Raw genomic sequence first — 15042 nt, forward strand, 5'->3', positions numbered from 1 at the left:
GAAACGTAGGTATGTCGCAGCCCCGAGCTGGGTGACCCGCACGGATGCCCGGAAGGCCCTGACCGTACTAGAAACATGCGAATCCGACCGTATTCGGACAGAGGAACGGGGAACCGCATGTCCAGCACACCCGCCCAAGCGGCACGCCGCGAACTGACCGGCTTCACCGGTGACTTGACCGGACCCGACGACTCCGGCTACCCGGAGGCCCGCGCCGTCTACAACGGCATGATCGACAAACGTCCCGCCCTCGTCGCGCGCTGCGCGGACGCCGACGCCGTGGCCCGCGTGATCGGCTTCGCCCGCGCCCATGATCTGCCGCTCGCGGTCCGCGGCGGCGGCCACCACGGAGCCGGGCTCGGCACCGTGGACGGCGGAGTCGTCGCCGACCTGTCCCCGCTCAAGGACATCCACGTCGACCCCGAGGCCCGGACCGTCCGGGTCGGCGGCGGCTGCGTGTGGGGCGAGGTCGACCGCGCCACCAACGCGCACGGACTCGCCACGCCCAGCGGCATCATCTCCACGACAGGCGTCGGCGGGCTTACCACCGGCGGCGGGATCGGTCATCTGACCCGCAAGTGCGGGCTGACCATCGACAACCTGCTGGAGGCCGACGTGGTGCTGGCCGACGGCCGGCAGGTGCGGGCCGCCGACGACGAGAACCGCGATCTGTTCTGGGCGATCCGCGGAGGCAGTGGCAACTACGGCGTCGTGACGTCGTTCCTGTTCCGGCTGCACGAGGTGAGCACGGTCGTCGCCGGACCGACCTTCTGGCCCGTCGAGATCAGCGCCGAAGTCCTCACCGCCTACCGGGACTTCCTGCCGAACGCGCCCCGCGAGCTCAACGGGTTCTTCCTGTACGGCTCTGTCCCGCCGGCCCCGCCGTTCCCCGAAGAGCTCCACCTGCGCAAGACGGCCGGAGTCGTGTGGTGCTACACGGGCGACGACACCGAAGCCGCCGCCCGCGAGATGGCCCCGCTGCTCGACGCGCTGCCGAAGCCGATGCTGCACGCGCCCGGCCCGATGCCCCACCCCGACATGCAGTCCATGTTCGACGGGCTGTACCCGCCGGGCCACCAGTGGTACTGGCGGGCCGACTTCGTCAACGAGATCCCGGACGAGGCCGTCGAAATCCATGCCAAGTTCGGCGCCGAGGTGCCCACGATGCAGTCGACGATGCACCTCTACCCGATCGACGGCGCCGCCCATGACGTCGGGTCCACGGACACCCCCTGGGCCTACCGCGAGGCACGCTGGGCCTCCGTCTACGCGGGCGTCGACCCCGACCCGGCCAACGCCGACCTCATCAAGCAGTGGACCGTCGACTACTTCGAGGCGCTGCACCCGTACTCGGCGGGCGGCGCCTACGTGAACATGATGATGGACGAGGGCCAGGAGCGGGTACGCGCCAGCTACCGCGGCAACTACGACCGCCTGGCCCGCGTCAAGGCCGACCGCGACCCGGAAAATGTCTTCCGCCTGAACCAGAACATCCAGCCGGCCCCGAAACCGCGGTACGAAGCCCGGCCCTGAGGCTCAGGCCGGCGACGCGGAGCGCACGAGCCAGTCGTACGCGGCCCGCGCCGTGAACTCGGCCTGTCCGCCGCGCAGGAGCAGCCCCGCGCCGGCGAACTCCGGCGCGGCGGCCTGCGCGGCGACGTACGGGATCGCGATGCAGCGCATCCCGGCCGCGTGGGCGGCGGCGGCACCCGGCGCCGCGTCCTCCAGGACCACACAGTCGGCCGGGGCGGCGCCGAGCCGGCGGGCCGCCTCCAGGAAGACGTCGGGGGCGGGCTTGCCGCGCTCGACCTCGTCGGCGGACACGACGGTGCGCAGCTGGGCATCCAGGCCGGTGCCGGCCAGGATCGCCTCGATGGCCTCGGGCGACGAGCCCGAGGCCACGGCCATGGGGACGCCCTCACCGGCCAGCAGTTCCACGAACGTGCGCATCTCGGGGTACGCGTCCGTGGCGGTGCGCGCCAGCTCCAGATAGGTGCGGTTCTTCGCGGCGAGGAGTTCGGCGACCGAGGCGCGCAGGCCGTAGTGCTCCTTCCACAGCGCCACCGTCTCCTGCGTGCTGATCCCGACGTACCGTTCGTGGTCCGCCCAGGTGAAGTCCGGGACGCCGTGCTCGGCGAGGACCTGGCGGCCTGCTTCGAAGTAGTTGGGCTCGCTGTCCACGAGCGTTCCGTCGAGATCGAAGATGACCGAAGTGCTGCCGAGATTGTTCATGGGTCCAGCATGCCAACCGTCATTTCCCTGCCGTGCGGCCGATCGACTCGACCAGCGGCAGCAGCCGGTGCGGGACGCGTTCGCGAAGAGCGACCTCCGAGCGGGTGCGCACCACGCCCGGCAGGCTGATCAGCTTCTGGATCACGTCCTCCAGGTGCGCGTTGTCCCGTGCCACGACCCGGGTCAGCAGATCCCCGCCGCCCGTGATCGAGAAGGCCTCGACGATCTCCGGTACGGCGGCGAGCGCGTCGCCCACGTCGTCGAGATGGCCCTGCGTGACCTCGATGTGCACGAAGGCCAGCACCGGGTGGCCGAGGGCGGCGGGGGAGAGGCTCGGGCCGGTCCCGGTGATCACGCCGTCCCGCTCCAGCCGGTCCAGGCGGGCCTGCAACGTCCCGCGGGCGACGCCGAGGACGCGGGCGTACTCGCGCACACTCGTGCGGGGCTGCTCCAGCAACAGCCGCAGGATGCGGGTGTCGAGCTCGTCCACGGCCATGGCGCTCCGTCTCCTCGTCCCTGGTCCGTTGGCTCGTCGGTGGACGCGCCGGATCCGTTATGTCTGTGCCATTGGCCCAGCATTCTAGGCGGCAGTTGAGCCAGGTGGAACCTTGATGCTGTGATGGACACGTCGATGGCGCTGCGGATCCCGCGGCGCCTTTTTCATGCCGGTGCCGAAGGGGCGGGGAAGCAGTGCTGAAGAGGGTGTTCCTGGCTCCGGACCCGGGACGGCTGCGGCTGCGCTTCGCCGTCCGTGCCGTCCTCGGCATCGGCCTCGCGGTCGTCGCCTGCGGCCTCGCCGGACACTCCCTTTCCGGTGCCGTCACCGGCGGGCTCGCCGCGCTGCTCGCCCTGTTCACGGTCACCGACGCAACGGTCCGCGGACAGGCCGTCACCACCGCGCTGCTGCCCGCCGTCGGCCTGCCCGTCCTCGCCGCCGCGGCCGAGCTGCACGACCAGCCCGTGGCGCGGGACCTCGCCTTCCTCGCCGTGGTCGGCGCGGGCGTCTACGCGCGCCGCTGGGGGCCGCGCGGCCACAGCCTCGGCGTGTTCGCGTTCATGACCTACTTCGTGGCCCAGTTCCTGCACGCGACCCCGGGACAACTGCCCGAGCTGTACGCCGCCGTCCTGCTGTCCGTGCTCGCCGCCTCGGCGGTGCGCTTCGGGCTGTGGTGCTACGAGCGCCGGCTGCCCCCGGCCCCCGCGCCCGCCCCGCCGGCCGGCACCGGACTGGCCCGCGTGACCACCCGCCAGGCGATCCAGGCGACCACCGGCGCCGGCTTCGCCCTCGTCGTGGGCCAGTTGCTCTCCGGAGAGCGCTGGTACTGGGCCGTCGGCGCCACCTGGTGGGTCTTCGTCAACACCACCTCGCGCGGCGAGACCGTCGTACGGGGCTTCCGCCGCGTCCTCGGCACGGTGATCGGCATCGGCCTCGGCCTGCTCGTCGCCGTCCCCCTGCACGGGTCCGCCGTCCCCACGGCCGCACTCCTCGCCGCCTGCGTCTTCGGCATCTTCTACACGGCCGCCGTGTCGTACACCTGGATGATGCTCTGCGTGACGGTGCTCGCCGAGCTGCTCTACGGCCTGCTGGGCGTCCTCGATCCCGCGCTGCTCGCGCTGCGGCTCGCCGAGACCGGCATCGGGGCGCTCGGCGCCGTACTGGCCGTGCTCTTCGTGCTGCCCGTCACCACCCACACCGTCACCGACGCCTGGATCCAGCGGGCCCTGCGCTGCGTCCACGCCTGCACCGCCGAGGCCGCCGCCCGGCTAGCCGGCGACGACGCGGCCGACCCCACCGCCCGGGTGGCCGAACTGGAGCAGCTGCTCGGCCGGGTACGGCTCTCGGTCGCCCCGCTGGTCCACCCGCTCAACCCGATGCTCGGCCGCAAGCGACGCGCCCGCCAGGTGCCGGCCCTGCTCGACGACTGCGCCCGCGAGATCCGCGGCCTGGTCGCCGTCGCCGCCGACCCCGAGGCCTCGCACGACGCACGCCTCGCCGCGGCGTGCTGGCGAGTGGAGGCCGCAGTCGAGGCGCTCACCGGCGGTGGCGACGTAGCCGTGTCCGCCGCCGAGGCCTCCACGACGGAGCCCGCACTGGCCCACCTGCACGGTCTGGAGCGTGCCCTCGCGGACCTGGCGAAGCCGCTGCGGGCACGCTCGCGGTCGCCGCTCGTCGAGGCGTGAAACCGGTCGCGATCCTTGCGCTCGCTTGGTCTAGACCGATCGTGATCGACTGCTACCGTCACCCGGGACACCACAGGGCGCCGAGAGGGGACAGCGGTGGCAGACGGCGGCAAGCGGCAGCGGCGGGCCTACATCGGGTCGTTCACGGCGGCCGGAGGTCCCGGGATCGTGACGGCGGCCGTGGACCCGCACACCGGCGCGCTCACCGTCCTGAGCAGCCTGAACGGCGTGCCCGACCCCGCGTTTCTCACCCTGTCGCCCGACGGGGACATGCTCTACGCGGTCAGTGAGACCGCCGAGGGCGCGGTCGCCGCGTACCGGATGAACGGCGACAAGCTCGAGCCGGCCGGTCCGCCGGTGCCGGTCGACGGCAGCGGACCCACCCACCTCAGCCTGTTCGACGGACATGTCCTGACCGCCAACTACGGTTCCGGTAGCGTCAGCGCCGTGCCCGTGCACGCCGACGGCACCCTGGCCCCGGCCCCGTCCGACGTGCTCCGGCACACCGGCTCGGGGCCGCACACACCGCGCCAGCAGGGCCCGCACGCCCACCAGGTACAGCCCGACCCGGGCGGGCGGTGGGCCGTCAGCGTCGACCTCGGCACGGACTCCGTCCGCGTGTGCACGCTGACCGACGGGAGCCTCGAACTGCACCGGGAGGTGGCGCTGCGCCCGGGCTCCGGACCGAGGCATCTGGCGTTCCACCCCCGCGGCACGTACGCGTACGTGCTCAACGAGCTCACGCCGACCGTCACCGTGTGCCTCTGGGACGCGGTGGACGGCTCGCTGAAGCCGCTGGCCGAGACTCCGGTGCTGGCAGGGCAGCCGGTCGGCGACGCCTACCCGTCGGGCATCGTCGCCTCGCCCGACGGCCGCTTCGTGTGGACCGCGACCCGCGGCGAGGACGTGGTGTCCGCGTTCGCCGTCGAGGGCGAGAAACTGCGGCTGACGGGCACGGTGACCTGCGGCGGCCACTGGCCGCGGGCCCTCACGGTGGCGGACGGCTTCCTCTACGCGGCCAACGAGCGCTCCGGCGACGTCACCTGGTTCACCATCGACCCGGACTCCGGCCTGCCGCGGCCCGGCGGTCTGATCGAGGTGACCGCCGCTTCCTGCGTGGTCATCGGCTGACCTCCGGCCGACACGCCGAGGGCCCGCTCCGGTGCAAGGAGCGGGCCCTTCGGCGTCGCACGGAATCCCGCGAGGATCAGCGGACCGGCGCGCCCTGCGGCTGCTGCGGGGCGATGCCCAGCGCCGTCGTGTACTTGGCCAGCGCGAGCTTGCCGATCGCCGGGTACGGGCCGAGCGGCTCGGCGGCGGAGCAGCCCGCTTCCTTGGCCGCCGCCTCGACCAGGCCCGGGTCGATCTCGGGGCCGATCAGATACGGCGCCAGCGCCAGCTGCTGCGAGCCCGAGGAACGCAGCTGCTCGGCCACGGACGAGATCGAGCCCTCCTGGTCCAGCGCCGCCGCCATCACCGGCACGGCGAGCCGCGCGGCGAGCAGCATGCCGGTGATCCCGGCCGCCTGCACGGCCTCCTCACCGCCGACCGAGGCCAGGACGATGCCATCCGCGGCGGTCGCCACCGTGAACAGACGGGCGCGGTCGGCGCGGGCCAGACCGGCCTCCGACAGGCGCACGTGCAGCGCCTCGGCGAGCAGCGGGTGCGGGCCGAGCACATCGGCCAGATCGGCCGCGACACGGCTGTCCATGACGGCCTGGCGGACCCGGCGCAGCAGTGCACCGTCCGGACCGGCGAGCAGCGGTACGACGACGGCGACGGGGCCGTCCGGCTCCTTGGCGTCCACGCCCGCGGCACGCGCCTGCTCATAACGGGCCGTGCGCTCCTGCGCGGCGTACGCGAGCACGGACGTGAGCGTGGGGAACTCCCCGTCGTCGCCGTCCAGGTATCCGATCCGCGCGTCCAGGCCGGGGAGCTCGGAGCGGGCGATGCTCACGACCTCCTCGGACAGGCTGCGCGTGGCCGCGCTGGGCGTGCCCGGCACCGCGAGGACGAGCGCGGGCGCGCCCTCGGGAGCCGCCAGGGGTTCGGGTCGGCGGTGCCGACCCGGCTGGCGGGGGCGCGGCATTCGTACTGGCAGGCCGGACGCGGGCCCAGTGGGGGAGCTCATGCGCCCGCATGTTACTGGCTTCCTGGGCTCTTCTGTTCGGGGAGGGTGCAGGTGAGCGGTATCCGTCCAGTTTTGTCTGATGAGTTACGGTCGGATCAGAAGTGCTCAGCGGGTCCCGGCCAGGTTGCGGGTCGGTCCCCCTACGTGGTGACCACGGTCAGCATCGCCTCGTCACTCGGCAGGGTGAGCGCGCCCGCCGCGAGGTCCGTGGCGATACGCACGGAGCCGTCCAGGGGATCGCCGGCGGACGGGACCCGGCGGGCCTGCGGCAGCCGTCGCGCCAGCTCCTCCTCCAGCGGTACGACGAGAGGGGCGCCCACCTTCAGCAGCCCGCCGGTGACGGCGACTCTGGCGTCCGAGTCGGCCGGGCAGACGGCGGCCGCGGACTCGGCCATGTGCCGGGCGGCCGTGCGCAGGATGCCGGCGGCGACCGGGTCGCCGTCCGCGCACTCGGCGACGTGAGGCACGAAGGAGGCCAGGACGGCCGGCCGGTCCGGGCGGGGATACAGCCGGCCGGGCAGCCCCGGCATCGGGCCGAACGTCTCCTCGGCGCGGGCCAGCAACGCGGCGGACCCGCCTGGCCGGCCGTCGTACGCCCGCAGCGCCGCCTCCAGCCCGGCCCGCCCGATCCACGCGCCGCCGCCACAGTCGCCCAGCAGATGGCCCCAGCCATCGGCGCGACGCCAGCACGCCAGATCCGTGCCGACCGCGATCAGCCCGGTACCGGCGGCGACCACGGCACCGGGCCGCGGCCCGAGGGCGCCGACATACGCGGCGACGGCATCGGCGACGAGCCCGACCGTCCGGACACCGAGCTCGCGTCGCAGCGCACCCGGGAGTTCGGCGCGCAGGGCATCGCCGAGCGTGGAGAGCCCGGCGGCACCGACGACAGCCGTGGCCGGCCCCTGCACACCGGTCTCCGCGATCAACGCCCGGACCATGGGCAGCAGTTGCTCCATCAGATGCCCAGGGTCAATGCCACGGGCCCCGGTCCGCACCGGCTCCCCCGACTCACGCCGGGCCGTCACACCCCCGTCCGCACTCGCCACGACGACACGCAGGCCGGAGCCTCCCGAGTCGACGGCGAGGAAGCCGGCCGTGTCCGCGGGGCGTGCGGGCGAAGGCGGAGCCGCGTCCGCCCCGGCCCCCACGCCTGTCACGGCAGGCGCCAGTCCACCGGCTGCCCCCCTTGTTGGATCAGCAGATCGTTGGCCCGGCTGAAGGGGCGGGAGCCGAAGAAGCCGCGGTCGGCCGACATGGGGGAGGGGTGGGAGGACTCCACCGACGGGAGGCTGCCGAGGAGCGGGCGGAGATTGCGGGCGTCACGGCCCCAGAGGATCGACACCAGGGGCTTGCCGCGTCCCGCCAGCGCCCGGATCGCCTGCTCGGTGACCTCCTCCCAGCCCTTGCCACGGTGCGCGCCCGGACTGCGCGGGGCCGTGGTGAGCGCTCTGTTCAGCAGCAGTACGCCCTGTTGGGTCCACGGAGTCAGATCACCGTTGGACGGCTGGGACAGCCCCAGATCCGTGTTCAGCTCCCGGAAGATGTTGATGAGGCTGCCGGGCAGCGGACGCACGTCGGGCGCGACCGAGAACGACAGCCCCACCGCATGCCCCGGGGTCGGATAAGGGTCCTGTCCCACGATGAGGACGCGGACGTCGTCGAAGGGCTGCTGGAAGGCCCGCAGCACATTCGGTCCGGCCGGAAGATAGGTGCGTCCCGCGGCGATCTCCGCGCGCAGGAACTCGCCCATCTCGGCGATCCGTCCGGCGACGGGCTCCAGGGCCTTGGCCCAGCCCGGTTCTACGATTTCATGCAAGGGTCGTGGTGCCACGGGCGTCACCCTACTGCCGTACGGGCAGTGGCGATCAACCAGTGGCCAAGGCCGGTCGGAGTGCTCAACCCACCACCGCCGCACGGACACACAGCACGTCCGGCAGATGCGACGCGAGCTGCCGCCAACTGTCGCCGTCGTCGGCGGACGCGAACACCTCGCCGTTGCGGTTGCCGAAGTAGACGCCCGCAGGGTCTCCGTCGTCGGTGCACAGCGCGTCGCGCAGCACCGTGCCGTAGTGGTCCTCCTGCGGCAGTCCCGCTGAGAGCGGCTCCCAGGTCTTGCCCGCGTCCGCCGTGCGGAAGACCCGGCATCGGCGGTCGGCGGGCACCCGGTCCGCGTCCGCGTTGATCGGGAACACATACGCCGTGTCGCCGCGGCGGGGGTGGGCGGCCGCCGCGAAACCGAACGTGGAGGGCAGGCCCTCGCCGATGTCCGTCCAGTGCGCGCCCGCGTCGTCGCTTCGGTAGACCCCCCAGTGGTTCTGTAGATACAACCGGTCCGGGGTCGCCGAGTCCTGCGCGATCTTGTGCACGCACTGCCCGAACTCCGGGTTGGGATCCGGCAGGAACACCGCGGAGACACCGGAGTTGGACGGTGACCAGCTGGCGCCGCCGTCGCCGCTGCGGAACACGCCCGCGGTCGAGACGGCGACCGTCACGGCCTGTGGGTCCCGCTTGTCGGTCACCACGGTGTGCAGGCCCTCACCGCCACCACCGGGAACCCACTGCGACCGTGTGGGGTGTTCCCACAGCGGACGGACGAGCTCGAAGGTCTCGCCGCGGTCCTCGGAGCGGTACAGCGCGGCCGGTTCCGTGCCCGCGTACACCACGTCCGGTTCAGCGGCGGCCGGGTGCAGCTGCCACACCCGCTCCAGTGAAGCGCCGGTGTCCTTGGGGAACTTGACGGCCGGCTGGGCCGGTTCGGTCCAGGTCCGGCCCTGGTCGTCGGAGTGGAACACTGACGGACCCCAGTGCGCGCTGTCGCCGCCGGCCAGCAGCCGCGGGCGGTCGCCACGGGTGTCGACGGCGACCGAATAGACAGCCTGTGCGTTGAAGTAGGGACTCTCGTCGAACTCCCAGGCGCCACCGCGCCTGCGCCCGATGAACAGGCCTTTGCGCGTGCCCACGGCGAGCAGTACCTCGGTCATGCCGGTCACCTCCGCTGTGCTTTGACGTCTTCGTCCCAGCCACCGGCCAGTCTGCACCCCACCACTGACAGTCACCTCTGGAACGGACGGCCTCCCAGGTCAGGGCGGTGCGGCGGCCCGCGCGGGGTAGCACGCGGCTCTACTCGACGTACCGATCCCGGTACGACCCGGTCACTTTCGGTCAGACGCCCGTGAGCGCGTCGGGCCCGTGGGACCGTCGGTTCGGGGGACCATCCCTGAGCATCCGCGAGCCGTTCACCGTATGGAAGGACGGTCGGGGATGTTCGTGCGCTCATGAGGAGGATGCCTTCGATGGCGTTCCGTGGTCCGAAGGTGTGGCTGTGGCGCTGGCGGCGCAACCCGTTGAAGCGTCAGGCCGACACGGTGGAGGCCTGGGTGCTGCTCGGTGCCTGGCTGGTCACCGTCCTTGTCGGGGTGTGCGCAGGTCTGGCGGTGACCCGGTCCGTGGAGCACGGGCTGGCCAGGGAGCGCGTCGAGTGGCGTCCCGCCGCGGCCCGTCTCACCGAGCAGGCGCCCGGTCAGGCCGTCGCGAACTCGGGCGCGGTCAGCGGCGAGCGGGTGTGGGGCAAGGTCCGCTGGACCGCGCCGGACGGCTCCGTGCACACCGGCCAGGCCCGGGTCCGGACGGGCAGCGCCGTCGGCACCACGGTCACCGTGTGGACGGACCAGCGGGGCCGCCTGGTGACCAGGCCCGCCACCGCGTCCCAGGCCCGCTCGCAGGCCGCGCTGACCGGCGCCCTGATGGGAGTGGGCGCGGCAGCGGTTCCCTTCGTCTGCGGCCGGTTCCTGTGCGGCCGACTGGAGCGCAGGCGAATGGAGATGTGGGACGCGGAGTGGGCGCTGCTCGGCCCGCTGTGGGGCAGGACGACGGGCTGAGCGCCCGGACCGGAGACCCCCTTACCCACCCACCCCCAGCGCGTCCCGGCACACCCGCAGCAGCTGTTCGTCGGCGAACACGTCATGGCTGCCGTATCCGCCGGACGAAGCCTGGTGCCGCCGTGCGGAGGCGAGTTCGGCCCGGGGCAGGTCGTGCAGGGGTGTTCCCTCCGGTCCCATGGCGGCGATGCACTCGGCGATGGCGGCGCGTGTGTGGGGATTCTCCGCCCAGACGGAGCGCAGCACCGGAACCACCGAGTCCGGCGCTTCCGTGATCCGCCAGACCGCGCACGCGGCCGACATCCGTTCCCAGACGGTGCCGGACTCGGTCAGCGGCCGCAGTCCCGGCAGCGCGGGGCGTGCCGCGGGGCCCAGCCGCCCCAGCACGTCCGCCGCCGCCCTGCGTCGATGAGGGGCGCGGTCCGTCAACTCCCGGAGCAGGACGGGCAGTACGGCGTCCGCCTCACCCTCCACCGACCACAACGCGTCCGCGGCCGCTACGGCGGAGTCGCCCTCCAGCAGCCCGCGCAGCGCCGGCACCGCCTCGTACGCCGCGCTTCCGAACTCCCCCAGGGTCCGTATCGCGTTCGCCACGACGGCGTCCCGCAGCCGCGCCTCTTCCGGAATGCCGAGCAGCAGCCGCAGTACCCCAGGTACACACTCCCTGTCGTGGAGCATCCGCAGCGCCGGCAGCAGCGCCAGGGTGCGCTCATGCAGGTCGGGGGAGTCAAGAGGGATTCCGCCTAGCCTGTGCCGGAACGCGGGAGCCAACGGTGCCGCGGCCCGGCCCAGATGGGCGATCACCTGCCCCAGGTCGTCGGGCACGACCGGCCCCGCCAGGACCTCCGCCAGCACCGGCACCGCTCTTGGGTCGCCGGTCCGGGCCAGCGCTTTGAGCGGTCCGCCCAGGGTCGGCGCGCCGCGTGTCCACTGCCGTACCCACAGGTCGGGGCGGGAGGTGACCAGCGTGTCGAGTTGGTCGGCGGCGGGCGCGGCGAGTTCGAAGAGATCCGTGAGGACGGTCACCGCCGCGTCGCGCAGACGGTCCTCCTCCGCGCCCAGTTGGGCACCGATCAACGCCACAGGTTCGGTGTAGTCGGCGCGCCACTCGCGGAACAACCCCGTCGACATCCATACGGCGTTGCACCGGTCGACCGGATCGGGGCAGGTCAACTGGCCGCACAGCAGGCCGATCCGGTCACCCACCCGGCCGCCGAGGGCGGTGTGGAGCGTGCGCAGCAACTGGGAGCCCTCCTCGTCCGAGGGGCGTAGCCGCCGCAGCCGGCCGACGAGCGTGTCCGTACCCGGCCGGTCCGGCTCGGCCGGAGTGACGGGCCGCCGCTCGGACCGGTCCCTGAGCAGCCGCACCACCGTGCCCACCAGGTCGGCAGGGAGCCGGTCGGGAGCGCAGCCCGCCAGCTGGCCGAGCGCGGCGATCCGCAGCCCGGGACCGTACGGCGACGCGCTCTGCGTCGTCAGGAGGTCCAGCGCCCCGGCGGCCTGCCCGGGATGCCGTCGGACGAAGAGCCCGAGGCCCTCCGTGAGGGCGAGCAGCACGCCGTCGTCCCGCTCGACGGTGATCCGCTCGCGCAACAGCCCGAGCACCCTCGCCGGTTCGTCCAGGAACCGTACGACCGCCCCCGCGGCCGCACTCCGCACCCCGGCTTCCGCGTCCCCGGCCAGTCGTACGAAGACCTGGGCGCCGGCCCGGACCTCGGCACGGGCCGTCGCGTAGGCGCCGCTCCGGATATCCGCGCCGTCGTCCCCTCCGCCGATGCTGACCAGCAGCTCCACGATCCCGCCCCGGTCGGGCACCTCCTCCCGCCCCGCGAGCGCGAACAGGAACGGAACGCAGGCGAGCGTCGAGTCGTACACGTCGCCCTGGTGGTGCACCGCGCCGTACATGCCGTCGAGCGCGGTGTCCCGCTCGGCCGGGTCCGCGGAGGCGAGGCCCCGCAGCATGCCGGGCACGTCCTCCGCGCTGCCGTACGCGTGCCGCAGCGCGGCCCAGTCGACCTCGTTGATCCCCGTGAACACGTTGTCCTCCCCAGGCGAGTACCACCTGGTCGTGAGTGTGCACCACGGCACTGACAACGAAGCGGAATCGGGGCGTGACTGTGTGCAATCCGGTCAGTTCGTCTGCGGAAGGGCCCGCTCCAGGATCGCGTCCAGATCAGCCGCGTCGGGAAGGGTGCCGAAGGCGTGCCCCCAGTCGCCGCCGAGCCGGCTCGCGCAGAAGGCGTCGGCGACCGCGGACGGGGCGTGGCGGACCAGGAGGGAAGCCTGGAGGGTCAGGGCCATCTGCTCCACCAGGCGCCGGGCGCCAGCCTCGGACCCCTTGGACAGCGCGCCCCGCAGCCGGTTCACGGCCGCGTCCAGACGGGCGTCCGCCCCCTGCGCCAGGGCGAGTTCGGCGAACAGCGCGTCCGCGGCAGCGGACTCCCGGCGCAACGCCCGCAGCACATCAAGGGCGTTGACGTTCCCCGACCCCTCCCAGATCGACAACAGGGGAGCCTCGCGGTAGTGGCGGGGCATGCCCGACTCCTCCACGTAGCCGTTGCCGCCCAGGCATTCCAGGGCCTCCGCGGTGAAGGCCGGGCCCCGCTTGGTGACCCAGTACTTGCCGACGGCGGTGGCGATCCGGCGGAAAGCCGCCTCACCGGCGTCCCCGCGCACGGCCCGGTCGGCCGCGCCCGCCAGGCGCAGCGTGAGCGTCGTGGCGGCCTCCGACTCCAGCGCCAGGTCGGCCAGGACGTTGCGCATCAGCGGCTGGTCGAGCAGCCGTGCGCCGAACGCGCTGCGGTGCCGCACGTGATGTCCCGCCTGTACGAGTGTCTGGCGCATCAACGTCGCCGACATCATCACGCAGTCCAGCCGTGTGCAGTTGACCATCTCGATGATGGTCTTGACGCCCTGGCCCTCGGGCCCGACCAGCCAGGCGACGGTCCCGTCGAACTCCGGCTCGGAGGAGGCGTTGGAGCGGTTGCCCAGCTTGTCCTTGAGGCGTTGGATGCGGAAGGTGTTCCTGGTTCCGTCGGGCAGGATGCGCGGCACCAGGAAACACGACAGACCGTCCGGGGCCTGCGCCAGCACCAGGAACACATCGCACATCGGCGCCGACGTGAACCACTTGTGCCCGCGCAGCGTGTACACGCCGGGCTCGGCGGTGGGCGTCGCCGTCGTCGTGTTCGTGCGGACGTCGGAGCCGCCCTGCTTCTCGGTCATCCCCATGCCCGCCAGCAGGCCCCGCTTCTCGGTCGGCACCCGGAGCCCGGGGTCGTACTCCCGGCTGGTCAACAGGGGCTCGTAGACCTTCGCCAGCTCCGGCTGACGGCGCAGCGCGGGGACGGCCGCGTACGTCATGGACGTCGGACAGCCGTGCCCGGCCTCCGTGTGCCCCCAGACCAACCCGCCCGCGGTCCGGGCGACATGGACGCCGGGCCGGTCCTCGGACCAGGGCCACGCGGCGAGCCCTTCGGTGACCGCGACGCGCAGCAGGTGGTGCCAGCTCGGATGGAACTCGACCTCGTCGACGCGGTTGCCGTACCGGTCGTGTGTGCGCAGCTCGGGCTCATGCCGGTTGGCCAGCTCGCCCCACTCCTGGGCCTCGGCGCTCCCGGCCCGCAGCCCCAGCCGCCGCAGCCCCTCCTCGGCCCACCCGGCGCCCTCCCGGTGCAGCCCCTCGATGAGGGCCGTATCGGCGGACGCGTCGTACGGGGCCAGGGGAGGGGGCTGATTGGTGACGTCATGCGTGGCGGAGCCCAGGGGGCCGTCTTCATACGCGAGTATCGAGGCCATACCATGAGTGTTGCACTTTTTCTGCGGTCGCGGCAATCATGCAACATGCCGATCCGGTCCGTACAGTACGTCCCCATGCGAACGGTCCAGGCAGACGAGCCGCAGCTGCGCCCGCTCTCGGCGCGCTCGGTCGTCCTGAGTCTGCTTCTCGGCACACATCCACCCGAGATGCCGGTCAAGGACCTCGTACGCATGGTGGAACCCTTCGGTGTCGGCGGCTCCACCCTGCGGGCCGCGCTCAGCCGGATGACGGCCGCCGGAGACCTGCGGCGCACGGATGCCGGCTACCGCATCGGGGACCGGCTGCTGGAGCGCCAGCGCCGTCAGGACGAGGCCGTGGAGCCCAGCACGCGCGCGTGGGGCGGCGACTGGGAGATGGCCGTGATCACCGCGACGGGCCGGGGTCCCGCCGAACGCGCCGAACTACGAGCCCGGCTGACCGCCCTGCGCCTCGCCGAACTGCGCGAAGGAGTCTGGCTGCGCCCCGCCAATCTCCGTCGTTCGCTCCCGGGCGAGCTCGAAACGGTGCTCCGGTCCTTCACCACCCGCCCCGAACAGCCCGCACAGGACCTGGTACCGGTCCTGTGGCCGCTCGACACCTGGGCCGGCACGGCCCACGCCCTGCTCGGCCACATCGCGCGCGTGGACCGCCCGGCCGACCGGTTCACCGCCTTCGCGGCCGTCGTACGGCATCTGCTCCTCGATCCCGTCCTGCCCGAGGAGCTTCTCCCCGCCGACTGGCCCGGCCCGCCGCTGCGCGCCGCGTACGCCGACTATCAGCGGGAGTTCACGCACACGGTGCGGGAGCACCGGGCATGA

The 15042-nt window shown here is 72.9% G+C and carries 13 protein-coding genes; 5 read left to right on the forward strand and 8 right to left on the reverse strand.

The features are described 5' to 3' along the window. Positions 1-117: 117 nt before the first annotated feature. Positions 118-1533 (forward strand): FAD-binding oxidoreductase, encoded by a 1416-nt coding sequence (locus KCH87_RS13220; RefSeq protein WP_210586213.1) that lies wholly within the window; start codon positions 118-120, stop codon positions 1531-1533. A 3-nt stretch (positions 1534-1536) separates the two neighbouring features. Here the strand turns inward: KCH87_RS13220 and KCH87_RS13225 are convergent, their stop codons facing one another. Further along, positions 1537-2232: an HAD family phosphatase gene (locus KCH87_RS13225; RefSeq protein ID WP_210586214.1), complete on the reverse strand. Its 696-nt coding sequence runs from the start codon at positions 2230-2232 to the stop codon at positions 1537-1539. Between the two features lie 19 nt (positions 2233-2251). Further along, complete coding sequence (locus KCH87_RS13230; RefSeq protein WP_210586215.1) at positions 2252-2728, reverse strand: Lrp/AsnC family transcriptional regulator; 477 nt, start codon at positions 2726-2728, stop codon at positions 2252-2254. 194 nt (positions 2729-2922) lie between these two features. Here KCH87_RS13230 and KCH87_RS13235 point away from each other — a divergent pair, with 194 nt between their 5' ends. Both KCH87_RS13235 and KCH87_RS13240 read left to right on the forward strand, forming a co-directional pair. Beyond that, positions 2923-4413 carry an FUSC family protein gene (locus KCH87_RS13235; RefSeq protein WP_210586216.1) on the forward strand — a complete coding sequence of 497 codons (1491 nt, stop codon included), beginning with the start codon at positions 2923-2925 and terminating at the stop codon, positions 4411-4413. 96 nt (positions 4414-4509) lie between these two features. Next, positions 4510-5544 (forward strand): lactonase family protein, encoded by a 1035-nt coding sequence (locus KCH87_RS13240; RefSeq protein WP_210586217.1) that lies wholly within the window; start codon positions 4510-4512, stop codon positions 5542-5544. A gap of 76 nt (positions 5545-5620) precedes the next feature. On the opposite strand, the gene KCH87_RS13245 is transcribed toward KCH87_RS13240, so the two are convergent. From KCH87_RS13245 to KCH87_RS13260, 4 genes are all read right to left on the reverse strand, one after another. Next, entirely contained in the window at positions 5621-6544 is a 924-nt protein-coding gene (locus tag KCH87_RS13245; protein ID WP_210586218.1) for a sirohydrochlorin chelatase, read from the reverse strand. A 140-nt stretch (positions 6545-6684) separates the two neighbouring features. Continuing rightward, positions 6685-7695, reverse strand: coding sequence for a BadF/BadG/BcrA/BcrD ATPase family protein (locus tag KCH87_RS13250; RefSeq protein ID WP_210586320.1), 1011 nt, complete (start codon positions 7693-7695; stop codon positions 6685-6687). A gap of 5 nt (positions 7696-7700) precedes the next feature. Continuing rightward, entirely contained in the window at positions 7701-8378 is a 678-nt protein-coding gene (locus KCH87_RS13255; protein WP_210586219.1) for a uracil-DNA glycosylase, read from the reverse strand. Between the two features lie 64 nt (positions 8379-8442). Then, complete coding sequence (locus KCH87_RS13260) at positions 8443-9528, reverse strand: sialidase family protein (protein WP_210586220.1); 1086 nt, start codon at positions 9526-9528, stop codon at positions 8443-8445. 312 nt (positions 9529-9840) lie between these two features. Here KCH87_RS13260 and KCH87_RS13265 point away from each other — a divergent pair, with 312 nt between their 5' ends. Next, positions 9841-10425, forward strand: coding sequence for a hypothetical protein (locus KCH87_RS13265; RefSeq protein ID WP_210586221.1), 585 nt, complete (start codon positions 9841-9843; stop codon positions 10423-10425). Positions 10426-10446: 21 nt separating this feature from the next. Here the strand turns inward: KCH87_RS13265 and KCH87_RS13270 are convergent, their stop codons facing one another. Continuing rightward, a complete protein-coding gene (locus KCH87_RS13270) occupies positions 10447-12462 on the reverse strand; it encodes a HEAT repeat domain-containing protein (RefSeq protein WP_210586222.1) in 2016 nt (671 codons plus the stop codon). Positions 12463-12555: 93 nt separating this feature from the next. Continuing rightward, entirely contained in the window at positions 12556-14223 is a 1668-nt protein-coding gene (locus tag KCH87_RS13275; protein ID WP_210586223.1) for an acyl-CoA dehydrogenase family protein, read from the reverse strand. A gap of 75 nt (positions 14224-14298) precedes the next feature. On the opposite strand from KCH87_RS13275, the gene KCH87_RS13280 reads away from it, so the two are divergent. Next, positions 14299-15042, forward strand: coding sequence for a PaaX family transcriptional regulator C-terminal domain-containing protein (locus tag KCH87_RS13280; RefSeq protein ID WP_247196123.1), 744 nt, complete (start codon positions 14299-14301; stop codon positions 15040-15042).

This window comes from Streptomyces sp. GESEQ-35, assembly GCF_017948485.1.
GTDB lineage: Bacteria > Actinomycetota > Actinomycetes > Streptomycetales > Streptomycetaceae > Streptomyces.